This window comes from Chitinophaga polysaccharea, from assembly GCF_902150045.1.
GTDB lineage: Bacteria > Bacteroidota > Bacteroidia > Chitinophagales > Chitinophagaceae > Chitinophaga > Chitinophaga polysaccharea_A.
The window spans coordinates 167527-182008 of the sequence record NZ_CABFVU010000001.1; the positions used below are offsets into that span (position 1 = coordinate 167527).

The 14482-nt window shown below is 47.0% G+C and carries 14 protein-coding genes; 3 read left to right on the forward strand and 11 right to left on the reverse strand.

The window, feature by feature from the left end; translation table 11 throughout:
• Window positions 1-14: 14 nt before the first annotated feature.
• A complete protein-coding gene (locus FN124_RS00740) occupies window positions 15-2387 on the reverse strand; it encodes a TonB-dependent receptor (protein ID WP_142682886.1) in 2373 nt (790 codons plus the stop codon).
• A 423-nt stretch (window positions 2388-2810) separates the two neighbouring features.
• Window positions 2811-4178: a TlpA family protein disulfide reductase gene (locus tag FN124_RS00745; protein ID WP_142682887.1), complete on the reverse strand. Its 1368-nt coding sequence runs from the start codon at window positions 4176-4178 to the stop codon at window positions 2811-2813.
• A 210-nt stretch (window positions 4179-4388) separates the two neighbouring features.
• Here FN124_RS00745 and FN124_RS00750 point away from each other — a divergent pair, with 210 nt between their 5' ends.
• The gene (locus FN124_RS00750) at window positions 4389-6134 is read left to right on the forward strand and encodes an ATP-binding response regulator (protein WP_142682888.1); all 1746 of its coding nucleotides are present in this window, start codon (window positions 4389-4391) and stop codon (window positions 6132-6134) included.
• Window positions 6135-6373: 239 nt separating this feature from the next.
• Here FN124_RS00750 and FN124_RS31105 read toward each other — a convergent pair whose 3' ends face one another.
• Window positions 6374-6511, reverse strand: coding sequence for a hypothetical protein (locus FN124_RS31105; RefSeq protein WP_221887704.1), 138 nt, complete (start codon window positions 6509-6511; stop codon window positions 6374-6376).
• Window positions 6512-6597: 86 nt separating this feature from the next.
• On the opposite strand from FN124_RS31105, the gene FN124_RS00755 reads away from it, so the two are divergent.
• The gene (locus FN124_RS00755) at window positions 6598-7311 is read left to right on the forward strand and encodes a 2OG-Fe(II) oxygenase (RefSeq protein WP_142682889.1); all 714 of its coding nucleotides are present in this window, start codon (window positions 6598-6600) and stop codon (window positions 7309-7311) included.
• Between the two features lie 3 nt (window positions 7312-7314).
• On the opposite strand, the gene FN124_RS00760 is transcribed toward FN124_RS00755, so the two are convergent.
• Together FN124_RS00760 and FN124_RS00765 are read right to left on the reverse strand one after the other, a co-directional pair.
• Window positions 7315-7737 carry a secondary thiamine-phosphate synthase enzyme YjbQ gene (locus tag FN124_RS00760; RefSeq protein ID WP_142682890.1) on the reverse strand — a complete coding sequence of 141 codons (423 nt, stop codon included), beginning with the start codon at window positions 7735-7737 and terminating at the stop codon, window positions 7315-7317.
• A 22-nt stretch (window positions 7738-7759) separates the two neighbouring features.
• The gene (locus FN124_RS00765) at window positions 7760-9028 is read right to left on the reverse strand and encodes a PQQ-dependent sugar dehydrogenase (RefSeq protein ID WP_142682891.1); all 1269 of its coding nucleotides are present in this window, start codon (window positions 9026-9028) and stop codon (window positions 7760-7762) included.
• A 180-nt stretch (window positions 9029-9208) separates the two neighbouring features.
• Here FN124_RS00765 and FN124_RS00770 point away from each other — a divergent pair, with 180 nt between their 5' ends.
• Window positions 9209-9640, forward strand: a complete 432-nt coding sequence (locus tag FN124_RS00770; RefSeq protein ID WP_185937042.1) for a response regulator — start codon at window positions 9209-9211, stop codon at window positions 9638-9640.
• Window positions 9641-9644: 4 nt separating this feature from the next.
• Here FN124_RS00770 and FN124_RS00775 read toward each other — a convergent pair whose 3' ends face one another.
• The 6 genes from FN124_RS00775 to FN124_RS00800 form a co-directional block, all read right to left on the reverse strand.
• Window positions 9645-10628 (reverse strand): GlxA family transcriptional regulator, encoded by a 984-nt coding sequence (locus FN124_RS00775; protein ID WP_142682893.1) that lies wholly within the window; start codon window positions 10626-10628, stop codon window positions 9645-9647.
• A 110-nt stretch (window positions 10629-10738) separates the two neighbouring features.
• Window positions 10739-12007 carry an MFS transporter gene (locus FN124_RS00780; protein WP_142682894.1) on the reverse strand — a complete coding sequence of 423 codons (1269 nt, stop codon included), beginning with the start codon at window positions 12005-12007 and terminating at the stop codon, window positions 10739-10741.
• A gap of 28 nt (window positions 12008-12035) precedes the next feature.
• Window positions 12036-12254, reverse strand: coding sequence for a hypothetical protein (locus FN124_RS00785; protein ID WP_142682895.1), 219 nt, complete (start codon window positions 12252-12254; stop codon window positions 12036-12038).
• 53 nt (window positions 12255-12307) lie between these two features.
• The gene (locus FN124_RS00790) at window positions 12308-12898 is read right to left on the reverse strand and encodes a TetR/AcrR family transcriptional regulator (RefSeq protein ID WP_142682896.1); all 591 of its coding nucleotides are present in this window, start codon (window positions 12896-12898) and stop codon (window positions 12308-12310) included.
• Between the two features lie 101 nt (window positions 12899-12999).
• On the reverse strand, window positions 13000-13773 hold the full coding sequence (locus tag FN124_RS00795; protein ID WP_260607289.1) for a helix-turn-helix domain-containing protein: 774 nt from the start codon (window positions 13771-13773) through the stop codon (window positions 13000-13002).
• 79 nt (window positions 13774-13852) lie between these two features.
• Window positions 13853-14470, reverse strand: coding sequence for an imine reductase family protein (locus FN124_RS00800; RefSeq protein WP_142682897.1), 618 nt, complete (start codon window positions 14468-14470; stop codon window positions 13853-13855).
• Between the last annotated feature and the right edge of the window lie 12 nt (window positions 14471-14482).

The window sequence follows — 14482 nt, forward strand, 5'->3', positions numbered from 1 at the left end:
TGAATGATTGATGATTATTTGCTGATAAAATATCTCAGCTTGGCATAAAACGCGCGGCCTGGTTTCTGTAAAGTAAAGTTGTCGTACAGCCGGTTATCAACCAGGTTCTTACATTCCACCGATACATTGTACCTGCCGTTAGACAGGCTGTACACTAGGTTTACATCCTGGCAGAACTGTCTTGGAATTTCCAGCTTCTCTTCTGCCTGTCCGGGCCAGGAGAGATAGTACGCATGCACGTACAGGAAGTTGTAGCCCAGGGTAAGATTATTTCCTTTCCTGAATACATTTTTAAAGAAGAGGGAAGCATCTGCGTTACCAAAAAGGTATGGCATGTTAGGAATACGGTCGCGGTACAGCGGGCTCCTGTTCTTTTGTCCGTCTTCAAATGCTGTATTATTGCGCAGGTTCTGGTAGGTAAGGTTTACACCGGCGGTAAACAGTTGCCTGAAAGAGTATCTCACTTCTCCGTCCACACCCATATTGGTTACAGCGGCGAGGTTACCATTTGTTTGCTTGGTCTGGTTAGGATTCAGCATGGGGCGGATAAAGTCTTTAGCATCACGGTACAGGAAGTTGGCGTCAAAGCTGAAGCGGTGATCTTCCCGGATATGCGCCTGGTAGTTTACCCCGAAGTTGAAGTTGTTGCTGGTTTCCGGTTTCAGGTCCGTGTTACCTTCCAGGTTGATCATATCTCCGAAAAGCTCTTCTGTTTCCGGCAGGCGGTAGCTTTTCTCGTAAGAGGTTTTCAGTTGGAGTGCCGGTATAATAAAGTAGGTGGTCGCTATCCCATAGCCCAGTTTATTGAACGTTGTTTCCAGGGCCCTGTAAGCTACATCACCCCAGTTACCACTGGGATTGTAGCTTTGGGAGAAGCGGTTCCGCTGTGCGTAGTTCTTTACAAAAACGGAAGTATTCCATTTATCGCTGTAGTCGAATTTATACCCGAGGCCAAGGATATTTTTGCTTACTTTCTTTGGCTGGTCGTATTTTTCATCTACAGGGAACAGCTCATCTTTTCCCTTACGGTTGAAGGTGTTATATACATCATTCAATACAAAGGAATGATGATCATTTATTTTATAGCTGAGGTTAGCGGTACTGATTCCGTTGTTGTTACTGAATTTATACATGGAGCGCTCCCTTTCTGCGCCATTGTTTGGTTCATATTGCTGAAACCAGTTGTAACGCCGGTTCACAGTATCAATATTCTGCTCATGGCCAAAGTTGTAGTTACCCGTTAAGCTGAAGTTCAATCCTTTTACGAACAGGTCTTTCACCTGGTACTTCACACTTGGCATAACGATATCACCCCGGCGGTGCCAGTTTCCGAATACGCTCACCATCCTGGCGCCGGTTTGTATTTCCGCGTAGTTCTGCCCCAGGGTAATTCCGAAGAGCAGTTTATCAGCATATTTTTTCCCCACCACAACTACATTTGCTATGATGGTTTCATTATGATAGGTATCATGAAATCTTCTTACCCATTGATGTGGATAGTACTCACCGGTTTTAAGATCTGCTACGTTTACCCGTACCCGGTAGTTGTTATCAGAATAGTTCTGGAATGCGTTCACCTGTACTGTAAAACCTGATTTGGCGGTATATCCTGCATTCAGTGTAGACCGGTGCGTATTAAAGGAACCAAATGAATAGGATGCATCGAGGTAGCTATGCTGGTTGTTGCTGGTTACAATATTGATAGCGCCGCCCAAAGCATCGGAGCCGAGCCAGATAGGCACTACGCCTTTATATACTTCCACTCTTTCCGCGAGGTTAATGGGAACATTATTCAGCTGGAAAGAAGAGCCGAAGTTATCCATGGGCACACCATCAAGGAAAAATTTCACCTGGCGACCGGTGAAGCCGTTGAGTGAAAAGTTCATACGGGAGCCAAGGCCGCCGTCTTCCCGCACACGGATACCGGAAACGCGGTCCAGTGCATGCGACAAATCGAGCGTAGCGTTATAGAGTTTCTTAGCATCGATGGCGGTTACATTGTAAGCCTGCCTGTTTACTTCCTGGCTGGCAGAGCGCCCGATTACCGATACGGTGTTGATTTCACTGATAGATTGTTCAATGGTGATGTGCAGCAGTTTTTCCTCCCCGGCCTTTACTTCAAAGGATTGCTCTTTTGTTTTAAAGCCTACCGCAGAAACAGTAACAACATGTTTCCCGGGACGTACATTCCGGATGCTGAAGAATCCATCCGTGGTGGAAATAGCATTGGCACTTGTATGATGCAGTTTCACAGAGGCGCCGGGTATAGGGGAACCGGATGCATCTTTTAAATAACCGCTGATCACCGCATTATTCGCCGGCTGAGCGAAGGCAAAAACAGCAAGGGATAATAGGATGCTGGTCAGCAAAAGTTTTCTGATATACATTTTTAAAACAGCTTTATTGAAACTATGTACAGGCAAAGGCATCCCGTATCCCGCAGGGCGTCCCCGCGGAATAGGCCTTGTGTCCTTATTTTCTTTCCATTTGTATGCGCGTGAAAAAGCGAATCCCGTAGCATAGTTACCGGGTATTCAGCATACAGAATACTATAGGTATCTGATCTGTTGCAAAAGTAAGTCTATATTATTCAAAGGGTTTTCGATATCGGGAATTTTTCAGTCGGTTAAATTTTCCGCATTGCGTGGAGTTTGTCTGACTCAGGATTATGATGATTATGATGATTTGTTTGATTTGATCACTTTTGATTTTTTTGATTTCATTTACTTTTATTTTGGTTTTGTTTTTTTGATTTTGATTTGTTCTTTGTTTTTGTTCTTTGTTTTTTGGGAGATGTTATTTGGTAGATGTTATTTGTTGGGTGATGCGCTCAGTGCGGTCTGCAGCTGATCTGCAACAGAAGAGGTATAACCGGGCATGGCGACTATCTCCCGGTTTTTATTGAGAAGGATATAGGTGGGATAACCGGTGATCTGTAATTTATCAAGATAGCCGCCGGTACGGCCGTTGTATAGCATGAGTACTCCCGGCACCTCTGCGGGTTTACCGGGGAATGCTTTCATTTTTTGCAGGTTATCGTCAACGGAGATAGCTACAATGGTTAGCTGTCCTTTACATTTACTGATCCAGTCAGGAAATTGTTTCATTCCTTCTATGCAGCCCCAGCACCAGGTGGCCCAAAAATCAACCAGTATCAATTCTGATGTTATATCTGCAAGTGTTATAGTTTCATTCTTTTCATTTTTTAATGGCAGCATGGGAAATTTATTCCCGATACGGGCCCGGGTATTTTCTGCAATAACATGAAACAACATTTCTCTGGCAGGCCCACTGGCAAGATGATCTGGCATAGTGGCACGGATGCGGCAAGATAACTCATCTTTCTTTTCCGGTTCACGGTTTATTCGGTAAGCCTGTTCACAACCGGCCACCCATGCCAGCTCTTTCAGCTGCGGGGACGTAAAGTAAGCTGCTTCGTGCGTTACCTTGTCCAGTAGATCAGCCCCGTTTCCTTTATACCGCTGATGTGCAAGCAAGATCATTCTTATCTGCATATAATTGCCAAGCAGCTGCATGTAAAATGGATTTTTTACTGCTACAGATGGCGAATTGAAATAAACATTCTCAAATTGATCCATCAAACCGGTAGTATCCGGCAGTTGATGTATGAACAGGAGATAGTATATAGCTGCGTCATAGCGCAATAGCGGGTAGGCGGCACCCGAGGTATCTGCGGTATATTTTGATACAATATTGCGGAAGCGGCTAAAAACAGCATCCGCCGGCAGCGTTAACCGGAAAAGGCCGCTGGTATCGGCAAACAGCGGATACCAGTTTTGCGCGAGGTCCTGTTCCATGTTATGCAGCAGCCGGTTAACCGGCGCACCGGCATTGTCCGTTATGGTAAATATACCGGCGCTGTCACAAATGGTATAGGCGCCGCCGGGCAGTACAAAAAAGGAGAACGACCTGTTCGCAACCATGAGCTTCAGCAGGGAGCCACAGGAATCCGCTATTGTTGCCCGGAAACTGCCTGCGCCATTTGTATGTACCTGCATAATTTCTACCGGCGCATTACTGATATAATCGGCGAAACCATACAGGGTAACAAAACTGTGCGGATTTTCCTTCAGCTGACCATCGATAACAATAGCGCCTTTCCCCGCCAGGGGCATAATAAACAACCAGATCAGCAGCCGCAGTGAACGGAAATTCATGTACGCTATAATTTAAATATGAAAGTAGTGTTTATAACTGGTAAAAAAATGTGCGTTAATTGTTCACATCTTCACACGGTAACTTTAAACTTCTCCTGAAATAAGTATGTTGTTTACAAAGAATTTACACTTGATAATCTGCATTCTTCTACCTTGAATGCGTCAGGCAACAAAACCTGCAATCCTTTTAACACGAAAAACCTGGACTTTATGAAAAACAATTTTACCCCAACCAGGATGAACGACAGTAATGCGGAAGCAGATGATACAAAGGAACGGATGAAAAAGATTGTTAATTCAATGGCCAAAAGTGCCAGCCTGCTGGCATTTGGGCTGGGCTGCCTGTTATATTATATGACCGGCCACAAGATCATTTTATTCCCTGCCCTGCTGGAAAGTGCCCTCTTCCTTTCTATCCTGCTGATCACAAAATATAGCAAACCGGTATATGGGAAACGGTTCATGTTCTTTTTACACAGCATATCCATCTGGTTCTTTGGGATACTGCTGGGACCAGCTTCCCAGGTCTACCTCTTTGCGCCTTTCCTCGCTTTCTGCGTATTCCTGGTATTTGAAAAAACCTGGTCGCAGGTATTGATACTTGCCGCCAGCCTGGTTGCCATGATACTTATTGTCATCAACTACCGCTACCCCGTATTGGCATCACTTCCAATTAATAAGGAAACCGAACTATATTTACACTGGCTGGTGATCGCTTCAGCTACTTTCCTGAACGGGGCAGCACTGTACTATTATGCAAAAGAAAGCAGGTATCAGAACAGGCAGTTGAAAAAGCTGGTATACCAGCTCGACAAAACCAACCAGGCAATGCGTATTTATGTACGTGAAACCACACATGAGATCAGGTCGCCCCTCAATGTGGTGAACAGTATCCTCCAAAATTATATTGAAACGGCGGACCATGGGGAGAAAACCGTCCAGGTAGGTATTGCGCACATGGAAGCAATTCATTTTGCCTGCCAGGATATGCAGCTGGTGGTGAGCAATGCACTGGGTTGGTCAAAAATTGAAGCCGGCAAAGACGAGATCGTAAAGTCTCCGTTCCATTTCAGCGATTGGGTGCTGCATTTATGTGACACCTACGAATATCTCGCCAAAAGAAGATCCGTACATATAAATATCGTCTTGCATGATAACCTGCCTGAGTATATCCTGGCCGACAAATCCAAGCTGCGCACCATCATCGTTAACCTCCTCAGCAACGCCATCAAATTTACGGCCTTCCGCTCCATCATTACAGTAAAGGCCGGTATGAAAAACGGCCTGCTGGTGGTTTCTGTTATGGACCAGGGTATGGGTATTCCTGCGGACCGGAAGGAACATATTTTTGATCCTTATGTTACAGAACCGGGGCAACATACCGAATCAAGCGGGCTTGGGCTGCCCATTGCCCGGCATATGGCCCGTATAATGGGAGGCGACCTTGCAGCCACCGATAACCCGGATGGGGGCAGCATCTTCACTCTCCGGATGCCGGTGGAAATTACCGCGGCCCCACCTTCTGCCCATCATATCCTGGACTTCTCTTTATTAAAAGGACTAAAAGTATTGGTGGTAGACGATGATCCGCTCAACCATCTTGCATTTTCGCTGGCGCTCAAACGCATGGGCATAGAAGCAATACTGGCCGACTCTGGCCCCCAGGGACTTGCCAAAGCCCGGCTGCACCAGCCGGATGCAATACTGATGGATATGATCATGCCATATACCAGCGGCGTGGAAATGCTGTTACAGTTCCGGGCCGACCGGAACCTGCGGCATATCCCGTTCATCCTGGTATCCGGTAACAGTTACAGCGAAGTGAAAGAAGAAGTGACCGCTTCGGGGGCAAATGGTTTCTTAAGCAAACCGGTAAATATTGAACAACTGTACACCATATTAAAAGAGCTGGTGATAATGACAGATGTTAATCCACAGGTTTCAACCGCCAGGTAGCCCTGATCCGATCCACCTGCCGCATTTTTGCAGCTGCTCTGCTGTACTGCTTTCCACCAGGTGTGGCAATCCCGGTGAGCGGTTTCCATATCCGTTAATTTACAGATAAAGATATGTACTAAGCGCTTTGGTTACCTGCTAAAAAACGGGCATAAAAATCCGGTACCGGGCTGTTGCGGATACCTTCAATTGTTTCCTCCACCGGGTAAGCTATTTTGCGGATAACCGGTGTAATATTATTACCCGTAGATGATGGCCAGCTTCAACATTTCATTAGTCATTTTGATACCTGCAACGTTACTATTTAATTCAGGCGCTGCTTCACAGGCATTGCCATTATCTTTTAAAAATACCACGATTCTATGGAATAGTACCATTATTTCCCTGCCATAAACACCGCAAGAACCGGGTTTTCTGTGCAGGCTCCTGCAGTTACTTTTATATCTCCATAAAATATTACCAGATGAATGATATTAAGAAACGGCTGCTACAGCACAACTGGCAGCAGGCAGCAGCAAGCCTCAACGACCATGGCTATACGTTGCTGAAAGGGATGCTCACTAAAGAGGAATGTGATACGCTGATCAGCGCTTACCAGGCAGATGACACCTATCGGAAAACAATAGTAATGGAACGTTACCGCTTCGGGAAAGGGGAATATAAATACTTCCGGTATCCGCTGCCAGAGCTGATTACAGTCATCCGTGAAACGGTATACCCTTTCATTGCACCGGTAGCCAACAAATGGATGGAAGTACTGAATATAACACAGCGGTACCCGGATACACATACCGCGTTAAAGGAATATTGCCACGCCAGCGGGCAAACGAAACCTACTATCCTTATTCTTAAATACGGGGAAGACGGTTTTAATACATTGCACCAGGACCTTTACGGCGATATTTATTTCCCCATGCAACTGGTGGTGTTCCTGAACCAGCCGGGCGAAGATTACAACGGCGGTGAGTTTGTATTAACCGAACAAATTCCGCGGGCGCAGTCAAAGGCCAATGTACTGCAACCCCAACGGGGCGATATGCTGATATTCACTACCAACTTCCGGCCGGTAAAAGGCAGCAGGGGATATTACCGGGTAAACATGAAGCATGGCGTAAGCCCGGTGCACAACGGGAACCGGCATACGCTGGGTATTATTTTCCATGATGCCCTGAGTTGAGTATTACTCTCCCCAGGCCGTAAGCAGCAGGTTCCGCGGGCCGCCGTGATTGCGGTGCTCACAAAGGTAAACTCCCTGCCAGGTACCCACTGCAAGCCGGCCGTTACGGATGGGGATCATCACGGAGCTTCCCAGCAGGGCGGCTTTCAGGTGCGCCGGCATATCATCGGGGCCTTCGTCATCATGGAGGTATTCCGGGTCATTTTCCGGGACTGTTTTATTGAAATACATTTCAAAATCCTTCCGCACAGTGGGATCTGCATTTTCATTCAGCGCAAGCGATGCAGAGGTATGCTGAATAAATACCTGCAGCATACCGGTTTTTATTTCCGAGAGTTGCGGAAAAGCCTGGATGATCTCTGTGGTGATTATATGAAACCCTCTTCTTCTTTGTTGCAGTTGTAATGCCTGCTGGAATATTTTCATGCCATGCAAGTTAAACATTTCATTATTGACCATATGCCACTTTCCAGATGCGGTTGGTTTTATCGTCGGTTACCAGCAAGGTACCGTTCTTCAGTACCAGTAATCCTACCGGGCGTCCCTTTACATCTGCAGTGGTAGAATCTTTTATAAAGCCGGTGAGAAAATCTTCCGGTTTACCGGAGGGTTTTCCATTGGTAAGGGGTACAAACAATACTTTGTAACCTGATATCGGCTTGCGGTTCCAGGAACCATGCTGGGCAATGAATGCGCCATTGCGGTATTTTTCCGGGAATTTATCTCCCGTATAAAATGCCAGGCCCAGGGAAGCCGTATGAGCGCCCAGCTGCACATCAGGCACAATGGTATTGTTTACTTCCGGCGGGGCGGGATCTTCCACCCGTGTATCCTTATGCTGGCCGTAGTAAGTCCAGGGCCAGCCGTAAAAGCCGCCCTCCTTTACATGGGTCAGATAATCTGGCACCAGGTCGTTGCCCAGCTTATCCCTTTCGTTCACTGCTACCCACAATGTGGAAGTACCGGGCGCCCAAGCCATGCCCACGGGGTTTCTCAGCCCGGAAGCATAAATGCGGCGGCCCGAGCCATCAGGATTTATTTCCACGATGGCGGCCCTTGATTGCTCATTCCCGATGCCTTTTTCCGCATGATCGGTGCCTGAACCTATAGCGATGTAAATTTTGGACTGGTCTTTATTGGCAATGATGTTGCGGGTCCAGTGCTGGTTTATTTTGCCGGCAGGCAGGTCGGCAATTTTCTCCGGTGATGCCGTAATAACAGTATCGCCTGTTTTGTAGGGATAACGAAGTAATGCGTTGGTATTGGCCACATAAAAATAGTTGCCTGTCAGCAGCATCCCGAAAGGCTGGTCAAGACCACTGAGGAAAACAGTACGCAGCTCTGGTATACCATCATGATCGGCATCGCGGAGTAGGGTGATACGGTCTGCGCTGTTTTTCATGCTTTTGGATTTGCTGGCGCCAATAATAGCAGCGCCTATCTTTATAAAAAACGGATAGTTGCTGTTAGACTCCGCTACCAGCACATCGCCGTTTGGAAGGACATACATCCACCGGGGGTTCTGAAAACCGTCTGCATACAGTGAAACATGAAAGCCTGCAGGTGCAGCGGGAGTTTCACCCGGTTGCCATCCGCGCACCTGGCTGTAGTTCGCATATGATTTCGTGGCATGCGGCGGTGGCAAATGGCTACTGTCCTGCGCGGGCAGCCAATAAGCGTAGGACAATAATGCAAGTGACAACAAGTACTTTTTCATGAGGTGATGTTTTCAGGGTAATACCTCTACTGTTATCAATATTTGCGCCATGGGATAGCGGGCACAAGAATATGTATTATGAAATTTTTAATTTGAATACCGCCACATTTTTCTTTACCTTCATATTTCCCGCCAAAGAATCAAACGAGTGTGAAGACCTAAATGCTTAAAATTTTAGCCATGACAAGACCACAACAAGTAATGATTATTGATGACGATGCGGATGACCGAAGTTTTTTCCAGGAAGCCATCAATAATATTTCTCCGGTCATTGAAACTCATTTATGTGATAGTGGAATACAGGCGTTAGCTATGTTCCAGGAAAAAAAGATCACAGCACCTGATTACATCTTCCTTGATTTCAATATGCCATTGATGAATGGAAGGGAATGCCTGATAGAATTGAAAAAGATCCTGCAGCATCAGCTTACCAATATTATAATACTGAGCACTTCTGATATGAAGGAGGATATGGAAGATGCTATGCGACTTGGCGCCAAATTATTCCTGACAAAGCCCAGTACTTTCCAGGAACTGTGCACAATGTTGAAAGGGGTGCTGGAGGGGCGATGGCATAGGCTGTTTTCCAGCTCCACAGGCACAGAAAAATAAGGAACTATTTAGCGACTGCTCCTTTATTGTATTTGTTCCTGTATTCGAGCGGCGATAACCCGGTAGTTTTCTTGAAGATTGTTCTAAATGCTTTTGTATCCGAATATCCTACTTCCCACATAATTTCATTGATGTTTTTACGGCTGCTTTCAAAGCTTTTCTTTGCCACTTCTACTTTTACTCTTTGAATATATTCCGATACCGTGTTGCTGGTTGCTTTTTTAAATCTTCTTTCCAGGCTTCTGCGGCCTACCGCAAACATTGATGACAGCTGTTCCACTGTGATCTTTTCCTGCCAGTTCTGTTCAATAAATTCCTGCGCCTGTTTTACCGATTCGTCCTGGTGCTCACGCTGACCTTTAAAGATGGTAAAGGTGGCCTGGTTGGTACGGTCTATCTCAATTTCAAAATATTTGGACGCCAGGATCGCCATATCTCGGTCGGTATATTTTTCTATCAGGTAGATAAGCAGGTTCCAGAAGGAATTAGCGCCACCGCTGGAATAAATACCATTTTCATCTGTAATGATCTTTTCAGATACCAGTTCTATATCGGGAAACATATTCCTGAACTCATTGGCGGCCAGCCAGTGGGTGGAACAACGCTTTCCTTTGAGCAAACCTGTGGACGCCAGTAAAAAGGCGCCTACGCAAAGACTGGCCACTTCCGATCCCTCCCGGTGCTGCTTTACAATCCAGGGGAAGAAATCTTTATTCTGTTCAATTACCGTTTCTCTTTCCCCGTTCACGGCAGGAATGATGATCAGGTCGGCTTTATGCTTTTCCGAGATCAGCACATCCGGCGTTACTTTAAAAAAGCGGTCGTATTCCTGTGCTTCTTTGGAAAGCCCCACCAGTTGTACATTAAACAGTGGATCTTTTCCAACGCTTTCCAGGAAGTCGTTGGCCTTGGTGAAACATACAAAAGGTCCTTCAATACTGCTGAGCGCCACAGCGCCTTTGGGAACGAGAATGGATATTTGCTTCATAGTTCAAATCTAAGATAAAAGTTTGTCGGAATCAACCCTTGTAGTGGTGATGAAGGACACTTTTTTCCGGATAAAAAAAGAAGCCGGCAGCACCGGCTTCTTTTTTATTACTATGCTTCTGCCATCATCCCTGTAGTATTTGTTACAGCGCCTTTGGCCAGTTTTCTTTTTACAATCATACTTACACGGTACACCAGGTAAATACAGGGCAGCGTTAACCCCACAATCACCCATCCAAGTGTATCGTAGTGCTCCAGCGGGCTGAATTTATCCTTCTGTGTTACGATCATGCCACCGATAACAGCGGCTATTCCGCCGGCGATCTGCTGCAGAGAAGAGTTCACGCTCATAAAGGCGCCACGGTCTGCCAGATCGGGGATACCGGTGGTTAACGCGGTGAACGGGATCATACGCCCCATGATACCGGCCATCATCAGCACGTTCAGGCACATGATGACCCAGAGTGGATGAGGCGATAAATGGGTATAAATAATAATGATCACCAGGGCATATATAGAGGCAATGGTGAAGAGGGTGAACCTGTCTTTCTTATCACTTAATTTTCCGAGTACCGGCATAATGAACAGGGAGCCCACACCGGTAACCATGAACAGCAAAGGCAGTTGCTCCTGCGTAACGTGCAGGTTGTTCACCGCAAATGCGCTGCCAAAGGGCATCATCATAAATCCGCCTATCGACATCAGCGCGGTGGTAGTAAAACCTACCCGGTAATCGCCGTTCTTTACGGTATGCCACAGGTGTGTGAAAGCGCTCCTGTCGTGCTGCACCGCCAGGTGTGCAATAACCGGTTGCATCCGCAGAATGATCAGCAGCATCACCACCCCGGCAATGCCTGCTACCAGGAAAAAGGGGGCTTCCCATCCCCAGGCGTTGGCGAGGTATAACCCGATAGGGATACCCAGCACCTGGCTGGCGCCGAATGCCATCTGCACAAAACCCATTACACGCCCGCGTTGCGAGATATCAAAAAGATCGGTGATGATAGCAAGTGAAATAGATCCCATTACACCGCCGAACAAGCCGGTAATGATACGGGCCGCGATCATGGTGTAATAAGTATTGGCAAATCCGCAGCAAAGCGTGCCCGCAATAAAGCCGGTGTAAAAAAATACCAGTAATTTCTTCCGGTCGAACCGATCCGCGAAGCCGGCGGTAAGCAGCCCGGAAATACCGGCGCTGAAGGCATATGCGGATACGATCAGTCCAAACTGGTTGGGCTTTATGCTCATTGATTTCATTAGCATATCGCCCAGCGGCGACATCACCATGAAATCGAGGATCACGGTAAATTGTGTGAGCGCCAACAGGGCAACTATCATTTTCTGGTGACCGGAAAATGCGGGTGATGTTTGTTTCATTTCAGGGAGATTTGAGCTTATGTGTTTGTTAGTCTTCCAGCTCTGCACATTCGTACGCGCTGGCGTTGATTAATGCGATGATGCGGTCCGGCACCGGCTCAGCGGCTACTACCCGGAGCACGCAGTCCACATCTTCCATGTCTACCGTCCATTGGTCAATAAAGGGTTGCTGGTCCAGTACCGGCGCTATTTTGGAACGGGCTTCCGGGGTGGCAATATTTGTTTTGAAAATAAGAACGTGTTGCATAACCAGATATTTTGTGAGCGAGCGTTCATTTACTAAATGAATCAAAAAAAAAACTATTTCATTAATCCTTTTATTACACAGTCGAATGTTTGTTTCATGACTTTCTCTGAGAATTTAAACTTGCGGCCATCAAGGCTTTGTCCTTCGTTATGAAATTTGATCAGTGAATACAAAGGCGCAAAAGCAACGGACCAGTATACTTCCAGCGGCATTTCGTTGATCTCCCCGCGTTTCACTGCATTATGCACGTAGCTGCCCATTGCCTGGCGAAACTCCAGAGTGATCGTTTCCAGCATTTTATCTTTATAGGCAGAATTGCGCAGCTGTTCAAAGAAATTGGCCGATTGGTGGTTATCCAGCGCAAATGCCGCCCTGTTCTTCCATTGTACCCACAACCCTTCCTTAAAACCCATTTCAGGGTCAAAACCTTTGAGGGTGGCCCTTGTCATCTTTAAAGCTTCTTCTATGCTGATACTGGTCAGCAGATCTTCCTTATCCTTATAATAAATATAAATAGTTGCCGGAGACACCCCTGCTGCTTTTGCCAGCCGGTTGATTCCAAAATTCTCCAGTCCATCGTTAGCCACCATTTCGATAGCCGATTCACGGATGGCCTGTATTTTATTTTCGTCTCTGTACCTCATGCGGCACAAAGATAAGTGAGCAATTGCTTATTTTAAAATATTTTTTGAGACAGGTGATTTTTTGGGGAGATGAATAACTGGGATAGATACCGGGGGAGTCATCACCACCATGCAGCCTGCCGGAGAAAGGCCTGTGGCGTTTGACCAGTGAAAGCGCGGAAGTCTTTGATAAAATGGGCCTGGTCGTAATAGCCTGCCTCATAGGCGGCCTCTGTAAGACTTTCCGTTTCCGGGAAATGATCGAGCAGGTGACGTAGCCTTACAATAGCGGAGAACTGTTTAGGGGTAGCGCCAACACTGCGCCTGAAACGTTTTTCAAAGGCATCCTGGCTGATATACAGGCTGGCAGCCAGCGATTTGATCTTTACACTGCCAGCGGCAGTTTTAATCTGCTGTACAGCGTTGCTGATCAGCAGATCCGGTTGCCGGCTGCTAATTGCTGTAATAAGAAATTGCTCCACTATGGCGACACGTTGCAGGTTGTTTTTCGCTTCATGCAGCTTTTCCTCCACTTCTGCAATTTTATGGCGTTGCACCAGTTGATCCAGTGATTCATGGGTACCAAAGAATTCGTGGAGGGGTGTTTTAAAAAAAGCGGGGGCGCCTCCTTCCCTAAATTTCACCAGCACGTTCCCCGTGCCGGGCGCATAATGCAATAAGCGGGAAGTTCTTCTCAACCCGGTGAGTGCGGTTGCGGGCAAACCGGTTTCTTCACCGGGCTCCCCTGCCGCCACTTTACCGCCAAACCTGAAAGACATCATCACAGCGGTATCCGGCATCACGCGGTTCTCCATACCATCTTTGCTTTCAATGACCAGGAAAGCACTGATATAAGGAGAAAGAATTACCGAGGGAAGATAGCTTTCCATATTCATGCAGTAACAAATTATGTGTTTATAAAGATACGGATAATTAGTGTTTAGCCCCCGGCGGACTAAACACTAACCTTTTCATTCAACGCATTACTTTTATCAATGCACCCAGCTGCTCTTCCCCGTAGCCGGCTTTAATACCCCTGTTCATCAGCTGAAGGATAAAGCCCGGCACCTCTCCGGTGATACCCGACTCGGCAGCCTGTTTCACCATTAAGGCAAGAGATACCGCGCAGGTTTTCAGGCTGCTTTCAGGAAGCCCGAAATTACCAGTGCTGATCACCGCGCCCTCATGCCGCACCATTTCCCCGAGTACCGGTGCAATGTTATTGATCATATCACCGAGCGCATTTACATCCAGCTTTTCGGATTCGAAGATCCTGGCCCCCTGCAGGAAACCGGTGATCAGGCCAAACAGGCTGGAAAGAATGGCGAGGTCCCATGCTGCCGCGGCGCCTGCAGCAGCACCCATATACATAAGATGGCCACCCAATACTTTCAGTATAGCTTCTCCCTTTTCATAGGCAGCTATATCGCCGGATAAAAAGATAGGGGTATCCGGTTTTCCTATCTGCCGTGGTGTGGCCAGCAACGCGCCATCCAGGTAATGCGCACCCAGTGCCTGTACCCAGGTTTCCGCAGTTCTTGCATCCTGCGGCGTACCGGTGGTTAATTCCAGCAGCACCCTTCCGCTGATCAAAGCAATGGATCA

Bases quoted from the DNA above. Each gene is read 5' to 3' on its own strand.
- FN124_RS00740 (WP_142682886.1), bottom strand. From the start codon at position 2,387: ATGTATATCAGAAAACTTTTGCTGACCAGCATCCTATTATCCCTTGCT.
- FN124_RS00745 (WP_142682887.1), bottom strand. From the start codon at position 4,178: ATGAATTTCCGTTCACTGCGGCTGCTGATCTGGTTGTTTATTATGCCC.
- FN124_RS00750 (WP_142682888.1), top strand. From the start codon at position 4,389: ATGAAAAACAATTTTACCCCAACCAGGATGAACGACAGTAATGCGGAA.
- FN124_RS31105 (WP_221887704.1), bottom strand. From the start codon at position 6,511: ATGGTACTATTCCATAGAATCGTGGTATTTTTAAAAGATAATGGCAAT.
- FN124_RS00755 (WP_142682889.1), top strand. From the start codon at position 6,598: ATGAATGATATTAAGAAACGGCTGCTACAGCACAACTGGCAGCAGGCA.
- FN124_RS00760 (WP_142682890.1), bottom strand. From the start codon at position 7,737: ATGAAAATATTCCAGCAGGCATTACAACTGCAACAAAGAAGAAGAGGG.
- FN124_RS00765 (WP_142682891.1), bottom strand. From the start codon at position 9,028: ATGAAAAAGTACTTGTTGTCACTTGCATTATTGTCCTACGCTTATTGG.
- FN124_RS00770 (WP_185937042.1), top strand. From the start codon at position 9,209: ATGACAAGACCACAACAAGTAATGATTATTGATGACGATGCGGATGAC.
- FN124_RS00775 (WP_142682893.1), bottom strand. From the start codon at position 10,628: ATGAAGCAAATATCCATTCTCGTTCCCAAAGGCGCTGTGGCGCTCAGC.
- FN124_RS00780 (WP_142682894.1), bottom strand. From the start codon at position 12,007: ATGAAACAAACATCACCCGCATTTTCCGGTCACCAGAAAATGATAGTT.
- FN124_RS00785 (WP_142682895.1), bottom strand. From the start codon at position 12,254: ATGCAACACGTTCTTATTTTCAAAACAAATATTGCCACCCCGGAAGCC.
- FN124_RS00790 (WP_142682896.1), bottom strand. From the start codon at position 12,898: ATGAGGTACAGAGACGAAAATAAAATACAGGCCATCCGTGAATCGGCT.
- FN124_RS00795 (WP_260607289.1), bottom strand. From the start codon at position 13,773: ATGAATATGGAAAGCTATCTTCCCTCGGTAATTCTTTCTCCTTATATC.